This window comes from Paraburkholderia ribeironis, from assembly GCF_900019265.1.
GTDB classification, from domain to species: Bacteria; Pseudomonadota; Gammaproteobacteria; order Burkholderiales; family Burkholderiaceae; genus Paraburkholderia; species Paraburkholderia ribeironis.
Genome location: NZ_CYGX02000028.1, coordinates 73,206 through 88,048 on the forward strand (window position 1 = coordinate 73,206; position 14,843 = coordinate 88,048).

Here is a 14,843-nt window from a genome sequence, read left to right on the forward strand (position 1 = left end):
CCGCTCAGTAAGACTGGTCATGTTGGTCTGACCAAGACTATAAGGAAGTCGCCGGATGGTGTCAATCGGCAGAACATCGGGGATTTACTGGTCGGGGTGCGCGGCGGCACGACAGACTGATGAGGCTGCATCGATCAGCGCATGAGTCATGCGTATGAGTCAGCGCATGAGGCCATGCGCACGTCCCACCGCCGCTGCGTGCAATCAGGAAATCAGGAAATCACACTCGCCGAAGGATTCGCCGCATCGTCCTGATATAGCTCGCGCACATACGTCAGATGACGCTCGGCCGCCTTGCGTGCTTTCTGCGCGTCGCGCGCCATCACGGCGTCGTAGATCGCCTGATGCTGGCTCATCAACTGCTTTTCCATCGCGTCATCGTAGTCGATCAACCGATGATACTGACGCATACCTTCGCGAATCAGCGTGTGAATGCCGTGCATCACATGCGCAAGCGCGACGTTGTGGGTGGAGTCGGCGATGGCGAGATGAAATGCGGCATCCAGTTCGGCAAGGTTCGCACGATCCTGCGACAACGAGGCGGCCTTCAATGCGTCGAACGCCTCGCTGATTTTCTCAAGGTCGGCTGCAGTGGCGCGCTGTGCGGCATATGCGGTCGAAATCGATTCGAGCCCTTGGCGCAGCTCCAGAATGTCCGCACTTGTACGCGGATTTTGCAGCAGCAGCTCGGCGAGCGGCTTGGAGATGATCGGCGCGGTGACGTCGACCACGGTGAATCCGCCACGTCCCGACGTTTCGATGTAGCCATCGGCCTCCAACCTGATCAGCGCTTCGCGCAACGAAGGCCGCGACACGCCTAGCTGCGTCGCCAGATCGCGTTCGGCCGGCAGCCGGTCGCCCGGCATCAGCGTGCCCTCCGAGATCAGTTGCTTGATCTGGTCGGATACCACGTCGGAGAGCCGTTTGCGCGTGAAGGACTGGATCGGACGGAATGGCATAGGCAGCGATTGGTGAAGCCGGTTGAGAAAGCAGATGAGCAGGCAGTGACCAACGATCTGCGCCACGTCGAACGCCTGCCGTGCGGTGCGTGAATTATACCGGTCGGGGGCGTCGCCAGAATTGCGCACGAGGCATGCGGCGCGACGGCGAATGCCGGGTGTGCCTTGATTCAGGCGGAAGTGAATCACCGCGCGAACGCAAGCCGATGCGCGCCGCGCCTGCTGCGCAGACGCGCGCAGATGCCATCTCAGCGAATCCCCAACCCGCCCACGAACGCCGCGATCCGCTCGCATGCCTCGATCAACCGCGCTTCATCGACGACGAAGCCCAGCCGCACGAACCCATTCGCGGTCTCGCCGAAAGCGCTCGCATCGAGCACCGACACGCCCTGCGCGCGAAACAGCTGCCAGATGAAGTCCACCGTGTCGAGCCCGGTGCCGCTGACGTCGACCATCATGAACATGCCCGCCTCGGGCAGCAGGCACCGCAAGCCCGGCACGCGATGCAGACGCTCGAACACCACGTCGCGCCGACGCCGGTAGATCTCGCGCATTTCGGCGACGATCGCCGTCTTGTTCCGCACGGCCGTCAACGCAGCCTGCTGGATGAAGCCGGGCAACCCGTAAAGCATCGCCAGCGCGAGCCGGCCCATGTGCTCGATCAGCGTGGCCGGCCCGATCGCCCAGCCAACCCGCCAACCCGCCATCGCATGCGACTTCGACAGGCTGCCGAGCGTCACGGTGCGCTCCGCCATGCCGGGCAGCGACGCGATGCTCACATGTTCACGCTCGAAGGTGAGCTCCGCATAGACCTCGTCGGAAAGCACCCACAGATCATGCTCGCACACGATCCGCGCGATGCGCTCGAGATCGGCGCGCGGCATCACCACGCCAGTCGGATTGCACGGCGTCGCGAAGAAAATCGCCCTCGTGCGCGCCGTGACGGCCGCCTCGAGCGCGTCGCAATCGACGTGAAAGGCCCGCGCAGGATCGACCGGCACCGGCACGAGCGTAGCGCCCGCCGCGCGCACGCAAGCCTCGTAGGTCAGATACATCGGCTCGGGGACGATCACTTCGTCGCCCGTTTCGAGCAGGCACAGCGACACGGCGAACACGCCGTTCTGCGCGCCGGCGGTGAGGATCACGTTGGCGGCGCTCACCGTGCAGCCGGTCAGACGCGCATGTTCTTCGGCAATCGCCGCGCGCAACGGCTCGCGGCCGGACACGGCGCTGTAGTGCGTATCGCCATCGCGCAACGCGTCGATCGCGCGCTCGACGATCGGCGCGGGCGTCGCGAAGTCGGGGTCGCCCACGCTCAGTACGATGACGTCCTCGCCATCGGCGGCCGCCAGTTGCGCGACACGATGAATCTCCCACGCAGACGTGCGCCTGCCTTGCAATCGCTCGACCAGATTCGAGTACTTCATTGTGCTCATCCGTTTCGGTTCGACCCGCCAATGTAATGGCGCGCGCCCGAAACGTCCAGCTACGAAAAAGTACCAAAAAGGGCCACGCGAGCGGACGAACTCGCGTGGCCCTGCTGCGTCACTTGTGCTTCAACTCTGCATCACTTCCGCGTCACCGCTGCCTCACCTCTGCGGGCACACGGCGCACTCAAAGCTGGCGGCGCAAATCCGCCGGCGGCACCTTCATCAGATGCCGGTACTTCGCTACCGTGCGCCGCGCCACCAGCACGCCCTGATCGGCGAGCATCTTCGCGAGCGTCACGTCCGAGAGCGGATCGCGCGTATTTTCCGCCGCGATCATCTCCTTGAGCAACGCACGCACCGCGGCGGCCGAACACGTCCCGCCGCTTTCCGTGCCAAGCTCGCGCGGGAAGAAATGCTTGAATTCGAAAATGCCGCGCGGCGTCGCCATATATTTGTTGCCGGTGGCGCGCGAGATCGTGGATTCATGCAGACCGAGTTCGTCGGCCACGTCGCGCAGCACCATCGGTTTGAGCGCGATTTCGCCGTACTGGAAGAATGCTCTCTGATGCGCGACGATGCATTCGGCGACGCGCTGAATCGTGTCGAAGCGCTGTTGCGCGTTACGGATCAACCAGCGCGCTTCCTGCAACTGCTGCGCGAGCGGCGAGCGGCCGGCGCCCGCTGACTGCGCGAACAATTCCGCGTACATGCGATGGATCCGCGCGCGCGGCTGCACCGCCGGATTGATCGCCACCACCCATCTGGTGCGCACCTGACGCACGATCACGTCCGGCACCACGTAGTTTTCCTCGGTACGGCCATAGAAGTTGCCCGGCTTCGGATCGAGCTTGCGCACCAGAGCGCAGGCCACCCGCAGTTCTTCCGCGCTGCAGCCGATCTGCTTCTGCAACTCGGCCTGTTCGCGGCGCGCGAGTCGTTCCAGATGATGTTCGACGATCTGCCGCGCCACCTCGCGCCCCAGTGTATCGGCGGGCAGCGCGTTCACTTGCAGGGCCAGACATTCCGACAGCGAACGTGCCCCCAGACCCGGGCGATCGAGTGATTGCACGAGACGCAGCGCGACCAGCAATTCTTCTTCGGTCAACTCGGGTTCGAGATCGACGCTATCGGCGAGTTCGGAGAGTTCCTGACGCAGATAGCCGTCCTCGTCGAGCGCCTCGATGATGAAGCGGGCCACCGCGCGATCGCGATCGTCGAGCCGGTACAAACGCAGCGAATCGTGCAGTTGCTCGCGCAGCGTGGGTTGCGATCGGGCCCATTCGGCGGGATCGCTGCCATCCGAGTCGCCATTCTGGCGCGCCGAACCGCGGCCGCTGTAATCGGCGGGGAAGTCGCCGGGCATGTCGTCCTGGCCGTTGCTTTCCGCCGTGTCGTTGACGGCGGCATCGGCGAGCGCCACATCGGGTTCGGCGGCAGCGACCGTGTCGGTGGCGGTCGTCGCGCCGGTCCCGTCACCCGGGGCAACGCCGGCGAGCGCGACGTCTTCCGGTTCCGATGAGTCGTACTCGAGGAACGGGTTGGTGTCGAGCGCAGTGCGCAACTCCTGCTGGAATTCCAGAGACGACAACTGCAACAGACGCACCGATTGCTGCAGACGCGGCGTGAGTGCGAGGGACTGCCTTGTTCGTAGTTCAATTGAAGGCATTGTCGTGAGTCCTGTTATTAGCGGGAAGATGGCGTGTGCCAGCCACACCGGAGCAACTGTCGTACCTGCTTTTCCAACATCCTGTTTTTTCTACGCTTTAACTTTTCGGGTCCGCAGATTGCGCACGCGTCGGCAGCTTTTTTTACAAGTGCCCGGCAAATTCCGGTTGTCCGCCTGACGCGCCGCCAATCCACACGGCGCGCCGGCAGGTCACGCGAATCATGAGTCTGAATGCAGGTATCGCAACGGCTTTCCCGCGCCGCTCCCGTCAGGAGGCGATGGCGGGCACGGCACTTGCGGACTGGCAGCGTGTGGACGAACGTCGGTCCTGGTATGGAGAAGCGCCCAGCGCATGCACAGGCCCTCGTCCGCTATCGGTATCGGGGTCCGGACGGAACCGTAGCGGCAACGACTCCACATGAGTCACCAGCGGTTTCGGCCGCAGTCGACCGCAGGCAACAAGACCTCGATTCTCATCAACACCCGAAGGGAGCAGCAATGAAGACGATCCAGCTACTGAAGACCGCAGGCAGCATCGCTTGTGTCGCATTCGCACTGAACGCCACGGCGCAGACCAGCACGTCGCCGCCACCGGCGACATCCGAATCGATTGGACAGCATATCGATGACAGCACCATCACCACCAAGGCCAAGGCGGATCTGCTGGCCGCGAAGAACGTCAAGTCGACTCATATCCACGTGAAGACCCAGCACGGCGTGGTGTGGCTCACGGGCACGGTGCCCTCGGCCGACGACAAGGCCGCAGCCGAACAGGTCGTGCAAGGTGTGGATGGCGTGTCGAGCGTGAAAAACCACCTGAAGATTGCGGCCGAATAACATCGCGCGACTGATCACGAACATGCCGGGTATGGCCCGGCTCTTTGTCGCGGTTCAGTTTCGGTGCTTCTGGAAAGAACAAGAAAAGAACAAGCCGTCCGCAGTGCGGACGGCTTGTTCTTTTATGCGGCTTTTTCGCTTCGTACTGTTGAATGTTTCAGCTTCGTGCCGCAGCCAACCAGCGCCGCCTCCGGCGCCAGTCACTGAGCCACGTTCAGCGCTTCGTTGCCGCGTACTGATCGCGCAGATCACGCACCCGATCATGGTTTCGCAGCACGCCCTGATACTGCCGCTCGACGATCGTACGCACGTCCGCCGGCAAGTCTTTTTCGAGTGCGTCGTGGTAGTGCTTCATCGCGACGTCCTCGCCCTTCTCGCATTCAGCGAGAATCGTGCGGTCGCTGCGGTTGGCCACCGCCGACTTCATATCGACCCAGCCGCGATGCAGCGCACCACTCATGCTGCCGCGAGTTTCTGGCTTGCCGCCAAGGCTCTGAATCAGATCCTGCAACTCGCGTGCGCCGCGCGTGCAGTCTTCGGCGCTCGACGCAAACAGCGTTTTCAGCTGCGCGTCGTGCGCATCTTCGGCTGCCTTGAGAAAGCCCTTCTCGCCATCCTTCGACGTTTCGACCAGATCGTTCAGCACAGAAACAACGTTCGTAGCCATTCGATGCCTCCTGGGTTTCGTTGGTCGTGGAATCCGCTGCCGGCCGTCGGCTCTGGCTCACGACGACGCGCCGGTCGTCGGGACAGCGGGGTTCGTTGATCTCTTCGCATAAGCCGTGCCCGGCGCTTCGCACGCGCGACGTCGACCAGCGCGTGTGGTAACAGGGGGCCAAACTTGCCAAAGCACGTAAATGTTGCCAATCGCGTGTTGCCAATCGCGTGTTGCCAATCGCGCGGCGCTCGTCAGCCAGGGCGCCAGGAGCAACCTCGGCAACCTCGACACAGCGCGCCAGGTCTGGCCGTGAACGCCGAAACCGGAACGCAAGCCGGCCCGGCAAATGTCGGATCGTCCGCCATCCGGCATTCAGCAATCCCCGCATCGAACATAGAGGCGCGGGCAGCCGCTCAAATCAGGTGCGCTCCTCATTGAATTCGCTAAGCGGCACCGGCTTCCTGCGCGGATCGAAATCGGCCCAGCGCCCCTGTTGCCAACAGCCGCTCGCCCGTTCGATCGTCGCGCCCCCCGCTTCACGCAATACACGTGCGGCGTCGAACTGGTTATCCGGCTCGACGTGCACGGCGACCAGCACGCCGGAATCGCGCGCCTCTTCATCAAGAATCCGATGATGGTCGACCGGGGCGGCGGCGCGTGTGCGTGCCATCGCACCGATCAGCGCTCCGACAAACGCGCCGACGCCGGCCGCGATCGGCAACACCACAAGCGCCACGGAAAAAGCCGCGAAAAGCGCCACGCCCACCACCGCGCCGGCTACCGCACCAAGGGTGACAGCCATGCCTGCGCCCTTGGGCGAGTCTTTTGCGCCCGCGTCGGTGCCCACTTCGCCGCCGATCGGATAACGCGCGTGCTGGTCACGTGGATTGACGCAAATCAGCGTGACGTCCTCTTCGACGAAACCTGCATTGAAAAGCTTTTGCGCCGCATCTTCGGCAACGGGAAAAGTCGTAAAGCGTGCTGCGACGATGAGTGACATGAGACCTCCTTGCACGGTTGAAATGGCATTGCGGACCGTGCCACCGCCATTCGCCGTCGCAAGAGCGCGCGTGTGCGACGGCCCACGCCGGCACTACGTCGTGGCGTCGCGATCGGGCTCCATGCCTTCCACTCTGAACAGTCCGCTATGCAACACCACGCCTTCTCCGTTGTTCTGGTCGAGCGCTTCTGCGCAGACCGAACGGATGCGCTGACGGCCCTTGCAGAAGGCCGCCATCAACTCGGCTTCCAGCGCGGAAGCGGCGCCGAAGTGATCTTCCAGCGCCTCGGCGGTGATGGCGCACACCACCTCTTCGCCATCCACGCGCGCCTTGAACCAAACCGTCAGATTGGCACCGTCGAAGCTTGGCTCGTCGTCCGGAAAAATGATTTGCATCAGGGAGTCCTCATAGGCCGGCCGCGGCAGCATCGCGCTCATGACGGATCCTTCATGCCGCCGGCCAGTTGCTGCGCCATCTCGAGGTGATGCTTGATGGTGGGCAGCGCGTGCGCCGCCGCGGCCTTCAACTGCGAGTCGGTGCCGCTCTGGCTTTCCTGCTGGAACAGGTCGACCGCGCGCTGATGCGCTTCCACCCCAACCTGCTCGACATAGGCCTGATCGAACTCCTTGCCCTTGAGCGTCTGCAGCTTGCCGACCAGCGCGGAATCCTGGGACGGCGTGGGAGTGAAGCCCTTCTTCGACACGAGCGATGCCATGCCATGCGAGAGCTTCGTATGATCCGCGATCATCTGTTGCGCGAACGCCCTTACGTGCGGATCGTGTGAATTCTTCAGCGCGACCTTGCTCGCCGCGATTTCGGTCGCATCGGACTTCGACGCTTCCAGCACGAACTGCTGGTCCGCCGGCGAAAGCCGAACAGCGCCGGTGGGCGCGGCGCTCGCCGGCGCATCGCTGGCCTGCGCGTGGACCGCGCCAATCGATGCCGCGCCCAAACCCAGTGCGAGCGTCATCGCTTGTATGGAATACCGGAATTTCATGCACTTTCTCCCTGATCGATCAATCACCGATGCGCAGCAAGCGCCGACGCGCCGCACGTTGCACCCGGCACGCGTCGGGCATCCAATGCGCTCAAGCCGCCCGGCGCCTGGACAACTGCGCGATCAGCGTCTTGTTAAAAGCCGGCAGATCGTTGGGTTTGCGGCTGGAAATCAGATTGCCGTCCTCGACCACTTCCTTGTCGACCCTCGTGCCGCGCATTGCGGATATCGTCTTGCAGGCACGGCCAGCTCGTGACCGTGCTCGTTATCACCATCGGCAGCAAAAGGTGTGCCCATGTACTGCCCTTGGTCGCATGCACTCGATCGACACGCCTGCCGGTTCGCCGAGCCAGCTGATGCCGTCATTCAGCAAGGAACGAAGGCTGCGCTTGCGTTCGCCGCAAAGACGCGGACCGCGCACGGCTTCAAGGATTGGGCGGGCCGCCGTCGCCTCGTCGTCGCCTCGTCGTCGCCTATTTCGCGCGGCGCGCGACAGCCCCCGTCGGGCATTGCCGTTGCTTGGAGCCGGTCATTGGCGCCGTGCTCGCCTCATATTAATGCCCCCTTGAAACTTCTACCTGCAACGATGGCCGCCACCACCCAACCGAATCTGCGCCGTCCCGCAGCCACCAACGACAGCGCGCAACAATCCGCCCCGGTCGCGATGCCGTCCGGTCTGCGGCACACCGACGACACGAAGCCGGGCTATTCGCGCATGCGTGACAAAGACCACTTCGTTTATTTCGATGCAGCCGGCCAGCGCGTCGACGATGCCGGCGAGATCCAGCGCATCAACGCGCTCGCGATTCCGCCTGCCTATGAAGACGTGTGGATCTGCCCGGATCCGCGCGGCCATCTGCAGGCCACCGGCCGCGACGCACGCGGTCGCAAGCAGTACCGTTATCACCCGCGCTGGCGCGAAACGCGCGACGCCGACAAATACGAACGCATGGCCGAGTTCAGCCGCGCGCTGCCGAAAATCCGTGCGCGCGTCGCACGCGACCTCGAGCTGCCCGGCATGCCGCGCGACAAGGTGATCGCCGCCGTCGTTCAGCTGCTCGATAGCACGCTGATTCGCATCGGTAGTGTCGAATATGCACGCGATAATCAGTCGTACGGATTAACGACACTGCGCAAAAAGCACGTAAAGATCGAAGCCGGCCAGCTGCGCTTCAGGTTTCGCGGCAAGAGCGGCATCGAACACGACGTGACGGTCGATAATCCGCGCGTCAAGCGCGTCGTGCGGCGCTGCGCCGAACTGCCTGGCCACGACCTGTTCCAGTATCTCGACGACGACGGCATGCGTCGCACAGTCGGCTCGACCGACATCAACGACTACCTGCGCCGCGCGAGCAACGCGGACTTCACCGCCAAGGACTATCGGACGTGGGCCGGCAGCGTCTACGCACTGGCGGCGCTGCGGCGTCTGATGTGCAGCAGCGCGTCGGAAGCGCGCGCCCATATCGTCGCTACGGTCAAGAACGTGGCAGCGTTACTGCGCAACACGCCGACCGTGTGCCGGCGCTGCTACATTCACCCTGCGGTGATCAACGCATTCGAGGCGGACGAACTGCGGAGCTTGACGCCCAGCGTGTCGCGCCGCGGACTGAAGGCAGACGAAGTGGCGCTTGCCACGCTGCTGGCACAGACGGAAAAACGCGCCGCAAGACTGGCGCGCCAGAGTGGCGCGAAGGGCCGCAAGATACGAGAGTCCGCGGTCGATGACAGCATCGCCGGCTCGCTCACCAGCCTGCTGAAGAAGTCGCGCGTGGCGCGCAAGCAGGCAGCGGCCACGTGCGATGCGAAGAGCAGTGTCAAACCCGGCGGTGTCGAACCCGGCGGAGTGAAACCCGGCGGTGTCGAACCCGGTGGTGTGAAGCCCGGTGGTGTCGGACCCGGCGGTGTGAAACCCGCCGGTACGCAGCCCGCCGGCGTGCAAACCGCGCAGCGAAGTCCGGCTTCGCGCGAGGCAGCCGCGCAGCGCGACGCCACGCCCGCGGCTGATTGAGGGCCGTGCTTTCTGCAAAGCGGTAACGAGCGAGTTCGCAACCGCAGCAGCCCCGTGCTCACTGCTCGCATCGGTTGCTTGTCCGCAATCCATCGATCAGTTCTCCTCGCTTTACAAAGACGAAATAATTTCAAACACGTCAGCAGGCTTTACGCGTTCCTCCAGGTGTTCCCCGTGCGCGGGTAGCATGTTTTCCTGCCACGCATGTAGCGCGTGCATCGAAGCCATGAAGGAACACGGGTTGCTCATCCTCGTGCATCCCCTTAGCTGGCGAGGAGTCACATCATGTCCAATCAGACGCAGACCCAAGGCGCACATATCGTTGGTAAGGGCCGTGCGACCGCCGAAGGCCCGGGTCCGGATGTCATGGCGGCGGCCACACTGGACGGCGACACGGTGCTCAGTAGCGACGGCGAGGATATCGGCAAGGTCAAGGACATCATGCTCGCAGTCGCCTCCGGCCGCATCGCCTATGTGGTGCTGTCGAGCGGCGGCTTTCTCGGCATTGGCGACAAGCTGCTGGCGATTCCATGGAGCGCATTGACGCTCGACACGCAGCGCAAGTGCTTCGTGCTGAACATGACCGCCGAACGCGTGAAGAACGCCCCGGGTTTCGACAAGGACCATTGGCCGTCGATGGCGGACCAGACGTGGGCGACGTCCGTGCATCAGTACTACGGCATCGAACCATACTGGGGCCGCGAGCGCTACAACCGCCTCGACGAACTGGGCACCGGCGAAAGTCTTCCGGGCTCGTCGGACGCCCCTGAAAGTGGCGGCGTGAAGCTTTGACTGCAACCGCTGACGTGCGTGCGCGGCACGCCTCGTGCCCACGCGTGTACCGATGCGCCGACATGCCGCGAACGGAGCGGCCCGCGCGTTTCAGTTCACGCCCGTCAACGCGATCACGACGCGCGAGCACGATCCCCCATATGGAGACGACACCATGGCCACCCGCAAAGGCCCCCGTAAATCGAAACGCCCGGTCGCGCGCAGCAGATCGGGACGACCGCCCCGCCAGCGGCACAGCCAGGCGCACGCCGCGCATCGGGCGAAAGCCGCCAGCACAAGTGGCGCTCGCAGTTCGCGCAAGTGGTCGCATCACGTGATGGAAACCAGCGACGCGATGGATATCGAGCGCGGCGTTTTCAAAACCGGCAGTGCTGAGTCGATCGCGCAGTCGCTCAAGCGCTCGTCGACGAAAAGCCGCCGCCGCAAGGGCACGCCATTTCAATCGGCGATGTCGATGCTCAACTTCTACATCAATCGCGCCGGCCGCAACCTGCCGAAGGCGCGCCGCGAGACGCTGCAACAGGCCAAGCGCAAGCTGCGTGAAGCGTTCGGGCGCGCGCCTTGACGCAATGCCTGCGGGCTTGAACGCATTGGCAGTGTTCTTCTCAACCGGCTGGCATGTATCGCACGCGCCGGTCCTCATCGCAAGCTCATGCGCGAAACATCGAGGTTTCTCATCGTCCGCGCCGTGCTCGTATTCGAACACGGCGCGGCTGCCGACGTCATCCAGCTGATCCCGCTCGCGCTCGCGGTGATCACCGCGTCGGTCGTGGTTCACGCCATTTCGGCGACACCGCTGATGAACTGGTATCGCCGCCCGACCAGCGGCAAGCAATAGCATGTGCAGCGCGGCTCGCGTTCGACCGCAGCGATCGCAGCCGCGCGACCCATCGCGGCTCGATCGTCAAGTGAAGCGCAGTCGCTAGAATAAGGGACCTTCATGCAGCGGCGAGGCGCTTCACTCCGATGACCTCGTCCGACGATTCAAGACGCACCGCCCGGGCAAGCGCGGCCAATTCGCTGTTTGCGTTCCTCAAGTCGCTGTCGCCCGGCGAGCGGCTGATCGAAGGCGGCTTGATGGCCGTGCAGGCGGTCGCTGGCGCCAGTCTCGCGTTCACGATCGGCCGCGCGCTGCATCCCGAGCAGGCCTTCTGGGCCGCGATCACGGCAATCGCCGTCAGCCAGCACAGCTATATCGACACCCGTAACCTGTCGCGCGACCAGTTCATCGGCGCGATGGTCGGCGGCCTCTGCGGTCTTGCCGGCGCGCTGCTCGGGAGCGGCCATTTCGCCGTCTATGCGGCGGCGGCGGCGGCGATCGTGATCTGCTGGGCCGTGAACGTGGGCAGCGCGGCGCGCCTGGGCGGCATCACGGCGACCATCATGCTGCTGGTGCCCGGCATCGGGCCCGCGTGGGACAAAGCATTGTTGCGGCTCGGCGAAGTGACGCTCGGCACGGTTTGCGCGCTGCTGGTGGCGTGGCTGATGTCGTCGATCGAACGGCGCTGGTTCGCCAAAACCGGCCAAACCAGTTAGCTATCCGAAGCGTTGTCCGGTTGCGCGCGACGCCTGTAACGCCCCGGCGTCATGCCGACGCTCTGCGCAAACGCCTTGCCGAACGCCGCCTCCGATTGATAGCCCACCGTCTCGCCGATCTCGGCCGCGCTGCGTCGCGTGTGAAGCAGCAGATCGCACGCGATCGTCATACGGATCTGCGTGAGGAAGTCCATCACGGTCACGCCCGCACGCTCGTTGAAGTGGCGCGCATAGGTCGCGCGGGACATCGCCGCGAGAGCGCCAAGTTCGGCGATCGTCCACGCCCGCTCGGGCGCGCTCAGCATGCCTTGCACCGAAGCGCCCAGGCGCGCGTCGGCAAGCAGCGCGAGCACGCCCGAGGCAGCCGCGCCGCGCTCGCCATGCACTCGCAGCGCCATCGCGAACAGCGCGTGGCTCAATGCCGTGACGATCGCGAGCGCGCCCGGCTGACGATGCTCCGCTTCAGTCCGCATCAGTCCAATCACCGTTTGCAATGCGCCCAGCGTTTGCGCGCCGCCCAGCGACACGTGAAACGGATCGGGCAACGCGTTCAGCAGCAACGCCGACGGACCGGGCGCGTAGACGAAGCGCCCACACAGCAGATCGACATCGACGTGATCGTGACCGGCTCCGCCGCCGTCATTGCGCCGCAACGGCAGCATGCCGTCGTGACCTGGCATCAAGGGCGCGCCGCCGGATGAACGCTGCACGTCACGCACGCGATGCGCAGCGCCGCGCGGAAACAGCATGAAGTCGCCTGGCTGCAGCGCCACCTGCGCGCCGTCGGCGGTCTCGATCAGGCATGCGCCGCCCAGCACCAGATGAAACGGCGCGACCCCCGCTTCCTGCGGCGCGTGTTCAATATCGAACGCACCTGAGAGCAGGCAGCGCAAATCGAGGCTGGCCTGCGGCCTGGCGAGGTCGATCAATCGGCTGAGCGTGTCCATGAGACGATCGCGCTAAAAGTTGAGCCAAGCGAGTATTCAGCAGATGACGGCGCGGCGCAATACTTTGTCCCACGACGCCGGCACCCGCCGACGCGCAACAGACGAAGGAGCACTGCCATGTTGAACTGGATCGACTACCGCAAAAACCTGTTCGGCCGCATCGGCGAGATCGCCAGACTGTCGCCGGATACGGTGAAGGGCTATCAGACGCTGTCGAACGCCGGCCAGAAGGCCGACCTGCTCGGCGCCAAAACGCGCGAGCTGATTTCGCTCGCGGTGGCCGTGAGCCTGCGCTGTGACGGTTGTATTACCGTGCATACGGCCGAAGCGCTGAAGCAAGGCGCGACGCGCGAGGAAATCGCCGAAGCGCTCGGCGTGGCGGTCGCGATGAATGCAGGCGCCACGATGGTGTACTCGGCCCGCACGATGGACGCGGTCGCCGCTTATACGGCCGAAGCGACCGAAGCGGTCAAATAAGCGGCCAAATAAGCGGCGGTAGCATCAGCCGCGCTCGCCGGCTGTCGCCTGTGACTGGCCCGGCGAGCCGCGTGCCGCGTCTGCGCGCGCCGTCGTGCCATACGTGACGGCGCGGTCGGCGCGGTCGGCGCGGTCGGCGCAATCGGCGCGGTCGGCGCAATCGGCGCGATGCATCGTATCTGGCGCGGCTAAGCCCGCGCCCGCGCCGCCTCGCGCGTTTCGGCGAGCTGAGCGCGACGCCCTTCACCCTGGCGCTCCAGCATCCAGCCCGGATATTCGGCCGGCAGCGCGCTGACCTGAGCGAGCTTCGCGAGTTCGTCCGCGCCAAGCGTAACGTTGGTGGCCGCGATGTTGTCGTCGAGCTGCTCGACCCTCTTTGCGCCGACGATCACCGAGCTCACCACGCGTTGATGCAACAGCCACGCAAGCGCGATCTGCGCCACCGACACTTGCCTGACGCTGGCAATCTCGCGCATCGCGTCGATACAGTCATACGCGCGCTCGCGATCGACCGGCGGAAAATCGAAACTCGTGCGGCGGCTGCCCGCTTCGCCCTGTTGCTCACGCCCGTATTTGCCGCTCAGCAAGCCGCCCGCAAGCGGACTCCACACCATCAGCCCGAGGCCTTCGCTGTGCAGCATCGGCACCAGTTCGCGTTCGAGGTCGCGGCCTGCGAGCGTGTAATAGGCCTGCAGCGTTTCGAAGCGTGCGAGTCCGAAGCGCTCCGCAATACCGAGCGCCTTGACGATCTGCCACGCCGCCCAGTTCGATACGCCAACGTAGCGCACGTGACCATGCTGCACCAGCGTGTCGAGCGCGCGCACGGTTTGCTCGATCGGCGTGGCCGGATCGAACCCGTGGATCTGGTACAGGTCGACGTGATCGAGTTGCAGGCGCTTCAGACTCGCCTTGATCCCATCGATCACGTGGTAGCGCGACGCGCCCTGCGCGTTCGGAAACTCGCCAGTCCGGCCGAAGACCTTGGTCGCCACCACCACCTTGTCGCGCGGCACCTTGAGGTTCTTCAGCGCCTGCCCGGTGATCTGTTCGGACAGGCCATCCGCATAGACGTCGGCCGTGTCGATGAAGTTGATGCCCGCGTCGAGCGCCCGGCCGACCAGCCGCTCCGCGTCGCCCTGCTGCAGATCGCCGATCTGCTTCCAGATGCCGTCGCCACCGCCGAAGGTCATCGTGCCCAGACAAAGTTCTGAAACAAACACACCGGTACGCCCTAGCTGGTTGTATCGCATCGTCGAAGCTCCATCGTTGCGTTCGTGGGGGGAAACGCTCAAGCCTACTGCAATTGGCGAGATCCGGCAGATCACGCGCACGGCCCTGACGAACCGTAGAGTTCGCGCCGGATGCTGGCCAATGCCAATCGGCAAAGCTGGCAAAAACCTGCCAGACTGACTCCTGCGCTTCACTACCGATCCACGACCGATCCACAACCAAACCGCGGCCAACCCACAACCAACCCGCAACCAACCCACAACCAACCCACAACCAACCCACAACCAACCCACAACCACCCTCCT

At 64.4% G+C, this 14,843-nt stretch carries 17 protein-coding genes and 1 pseudogene; 7 read left to right on the top strand and 11 right to left on the bottom strand.

The window, feature by feature from the left end; genetic code table 11:
• Positions 1-212: 212 nt before the first annotated feature.
• The 3 genes from BN2475_RS14385 to BN2475_RS14395 form a co-directional block, all read right to left on the bottom strand.
• Positions 213-959: a FadR/GntR family transcriptional regulator gene (locus BN2475_RS14385; RefSeq protein WP_094780234.1), complete on the bottom strand. Its 747-nt coding sequence runs from the start codon at positions 957-959 to the stop codon at positions 213-215.
• Between the two features lie 248 nt (positions 960-1,207).
• A complete protein-coding gene (locus tag BN2475_RS14390; RefSeq protein WP_094780183.1) occupies positions 1,208-2,386 on the bottom strand; it encodes a pyridoxal phosphate-dependent aminotransferase in 1,179 nt (392 codons plus the stop codon).
• 187 nt (positions 2,387-2,573) lie between these two features.
• Positions 2,574-4,055, bottom strand: a complete 1,482-nt coding sequence (locus BN2475_RS14395) for an RNA polymerase factor sigma-54 (protein ID WP_094780184.1) — start codon at positions 4,053-4,055, stop codon at positions 2,574-2,576.
• Between the two features lie 498 nt (positions 4,056-4,553).
• Here BN2475_RS14395 and BN2475_RS14400 point away from each other — a divergent pair, with 498 nt between their 5' ends.
• Complete coding sequence (locus BN2475_RS14400) at positions 4,554-4,892, top strand: BON domain-containing protein (RefSeq protein WP_094780185.1); 339 nt, start codon at positions 4,554-4,556, stop codon at positions 4,890-4,892.
• Between the two features lie 214 nt (positions 4,893-5,106).
• On the opposite strand, the gene BN2475_RS14405 is transcribed toward BN2475_RS14400, so the two are convergent.
• From BN2475_RS14405 to BN2475_RS14425, 5 genes and pseudogenes are all read right to left on the bottom strand, one after another.
• Entirely contained in the window at positions 5,107-5,559 is a 453-nt protein-coding gene (locus tag BN2475_RS14405) for a PA2169 family four-helix-bundle protein (RefSeq protein WP_094780186.1), read from the bottom strand.
• A 409-nt stretch (positions 5,560-5,968) separates the two neighbouring features.
• Complete coding sequence (locus tag BN2475_RS14410; protein WP_094780187.1) at positions 5,969-6,550, bottom strand: hypothetical protein; 582 nt, start codon at positions 6,548-6,550, stop codon at positions 5,969-5,971.
• Between the two features lie 93 nt (positions 6,551-6,643).
• A complete protein-coding gene (locus tag BN2475_RS14415) occupies positions 6,644-6,988 on the bottom strand; it encodes a DUF1488 family protein (RefSeq protein WP_094780188.1) in 345 nt (114 codons plus the stop codon).
• Positions 6,985-7,548, bottom strand: coding sequence for a DUF4142 domain-containing protein (locus BN2475_RS14420; RefSeq protein WP_094780189.1), 564 nt, complete (start codon positions 7,546-7,548; stop codon positions 6,985-6,987). Before BN2475_RS14420 ends, BN2475_RS14415 begins: the two co-directional genes overlap by 4 nt.
• 91 nt (positions 7,549-7,639) lie before the next feature.
• Positions 7,640-7,811, bottom strand: a pseudogene (locus tag BN2475_RS14425) (DJ-1/PfpI family protein); the annotation flags it as partial.
• Between the two features lie 323 nt (positions 7,812-8,134).
• Here BN2475_RS14425 and BN2475_RS14430 point away from each other — a divergent pair.
• The 5 genes from BN2475_RS14430 to BN2475_RS14450 all read left to right on the top strand — a co-directional run bounded on the left by BN2475_RS14430 (position 8,135) and on the right by BN2475_RS14450 (position 11,884).
• The gene (locus tag BN2475_RS14430; protein ID WP_245841316.1) at positions 8,135-9,556 is read left to right on the top strand and encodes a DNA topoisomerase IB; all 1,422 of its coding nucleotides are present in this window, start codon (positions 8,135-8,137) and stop codon (positions 9,554-9,556) included.
• A gap of 285 nt (positions 9,557-9,841) precedes the next feature.
• Positions 9,842-10,348 (top strand): PRC-barrel domain-containing protein, encoded by a 507-nt coding sequence (locus tag BN2475_RS14435; protein WP_094780190.1) that lies wholly within the window; start codon positions 9,842-9,844, stop codon positions 10,346-10,348.
• Positions 10,349-10,502: 154 nt separating this feature from the next.
• Positions 10,503-10,913 (top strand): DUF3175 domain-containing protein, encoded by a 411-nt coding sequence (locus tag BN2475_RS14440; protein WP_094780235.1) that lies wholly within the window; start codon positions 10,503-10,505, stop codon positions 10,911-10,913.
• A gap of 87 nt (positions 10,914-11,000) precedes the next feature.
• Positions 11,001-11,186, top strand: a complete 186-nt coding sequence (locus tag BN2475_RS14445; RefSeq protein WP_094780191.1) for a hypothetical protein — start codon at positions 11,001-11,003, stop codon at positions 11,184-11,186.
• Between the two features lie 128 nt (positions 11,187-11,314).
• Positions 11,315-11,884 (top strand): FUSC family protein, encoded by a 570-nt coding sequence (locus BN2475_RS14450; RefSeq protein WP_094780192.1) that lies wholly within the window; start codon positions 11,315-11,317, stop codon positions 11,882-11,884.
• Here BN2475_RS14450 and BN2475_RS14455 read toward each other — a convergent pair.
• A complete protein-coding gene (locus BN2475_RS14455) occupies positions 11,881-12,831 on the bottom strand; it encodes an AraC family transcriptional regulator (protein ID WP_094780193.1) in 951 nt (316 codons plus the stop codon). The two genes, BN2475_RS14450 and BN2475_RS14455, sit on opposite strands and share 4 nt — an antisense overlap.
• Positions 12,832-12,948: 117 nt before the next feature.
• On the opposite strand from BN2475_RS14455, the gene BN2475_RS14460 reads away from it, so the two are divergent.
• Positions 12,949-13,308, top strand: a complete 360-nt coding sequence (locus BN2475_RS14460) for a carboxymuconolactone decarboxylase family protein (RefSeq protein WP_094780194.1) — start codon at positions 12,949-12,951, stop codon at positions 13,306-13,308.
• Positions 13,309-13,332: 24 nt separating this feature from the next.
• On the opposite strand, the gene BN2475_RS34260 is transcribed toward BN2475_RS14460, so the two are convergent.
• Together BN2475_RS34260 and BN2475_RS14465 are read right to left on the bottom strand one after the other, a co-directional pair.
• On the bottom strand, positions 13,333-13,482 hold the full coding sequence (locus tag BN2475_RS34260) for a hypothetical protein (protein WP_159444554.1): 150 nt from the start codon (positions 13,480-13,482) through the stop codon (positions 13,333-13,335).
• A 14-nt stretch (positions 13,483-13,496) separates the two neighbouring features.
• Entirely contained in the window at positions 13,497-14,558 is a 1,062-nt protein-coding gene (locus BN2475_RS14465; protein WP_094780195.1) for an aldo/keto reductase, read from the bottom strand.
• Positions 14,559-14,843: the final 285 nt, after the last annotated feature.

Bases quoted from the DNA above. Each gene is read 5' to 3' on its own strand.
- BN2475_RS34260 (WP_159444554.1), bottom strand. From the start codon at position 13,482: ATGCATCGCGCCGATTGCGCCGACCGCGCCGATTGCGCCGACCGCGCC.
- BN2475_RS14455 (WP_094780193.1), bottom strand. From the start codon at position 12,831: ATGGACACGCTCAGCCGATTGATCGACCTCGCCAGGCCGCAGGCCAGC.
- BN2475_RS14395 (WP_094780184.1), bottom strand. From the start codon at position 4,055: ATGCCTTCAATTGAACTACGAACAAGGCAGTCCCTCGCACTCACGCCG.
- BN2475_RS14400 (WP_094780185.1), top strand. From the start codon at position 4,554: ATGAAGACGATCCAGCTACTGAAGACCGCAGGCAGCATCGCTTGTGTC.
- BN2475_RS14460 (WP_094780194.1), top strand. From the start codon at position 12,949: ATGTTGAACTGGATCGACTACCGCAAAAACCTGTTCGGCCGCATCGGC.
- BN2475_RS14385 (WP_094780234.1), bottom strand. From the start codon at position 959: ATGCCATTCCGTCCGATCCAGTCCTTCACGCGCAAACGGCTCTCCGAC.
- BN2475_RS14445 (WP_094780191.1), top strand. From the start codon at position 11,001: ATGCGCGAAACATCGAGGTTTCTCATCGTCCGCGCCGTGCTCGTATTC.
- BN2475_RS14440 (WP_094780235.1), top strand. From the start codon at position 10,503: ATGGCCACCCGCAAAGGCCCCCGTAAATCGAAACGCCCGGTCGCGCGC.
- BN2475_RS14465 (WP_094780195.1), bottom strand. From the start codon at position 14,558: ATGCGATACAACCAGCTAGGGCGTACCGGTGTGTTTGTTTCAGAACTT.
- BN2475_RS14390 (WP_094780183.1), bottom strand. From the start codon at position 2,386: ATGAAGTACTCGAATCTGGTCGAGCGATTGCAAGGCAGGCGCACGTCT.
- BN2475_RS14450 (WP_094780192.1), top strand. From the start codon at position 11,315: ATGACCTCGTCCGACGATTCAAGACGCACCGCCCGGGCAAGCGCGGCC.
- BN2475_RS14410 (WP_094780187.1), bottom strand. From the start codon at position 6,550: ATGTCACTCATCGTCGCAGCACGCTTTACGACTTTTCCCGTTGCCGAA.
- BN2475_RS14435 (WP_094780190.1), top strand. From the start codon at position 9,842: ATGTCCAATCAGACGCAGACCCAAGGCGCACATATCGTTGGTAAGGGC.
- BN2475_RS14405 (WP_094780186.1), bottom strand. From the start codon at position 5,559: ATGGCTACGAACGTTGTTTCTGTGCTGAACGATCTGGTCGAAACGTCG.
- BN2475_RS14430 (WP_245841316.1), top strand. From the start codon at position 8,135: ATGGCCGCCACCACCCAACCGAATCTGCGCCGTCCCGCAGCCACCAAC.
- BN2475_RS14415 (WP_094780188.1), bottom strand. From the start codon at position 6,988: ATGAGCGCGATGCTGCCGCGGCCGGCCTATGAGGACTCCCTGATGCAA.
- BN2475_RS14420 (WP_094780189.1), bottom strand. From the start codon at position 7,548: ATGAAATTCCGGTATTCCATACAAGCGATGACGCTCGCACTGGGTTTG.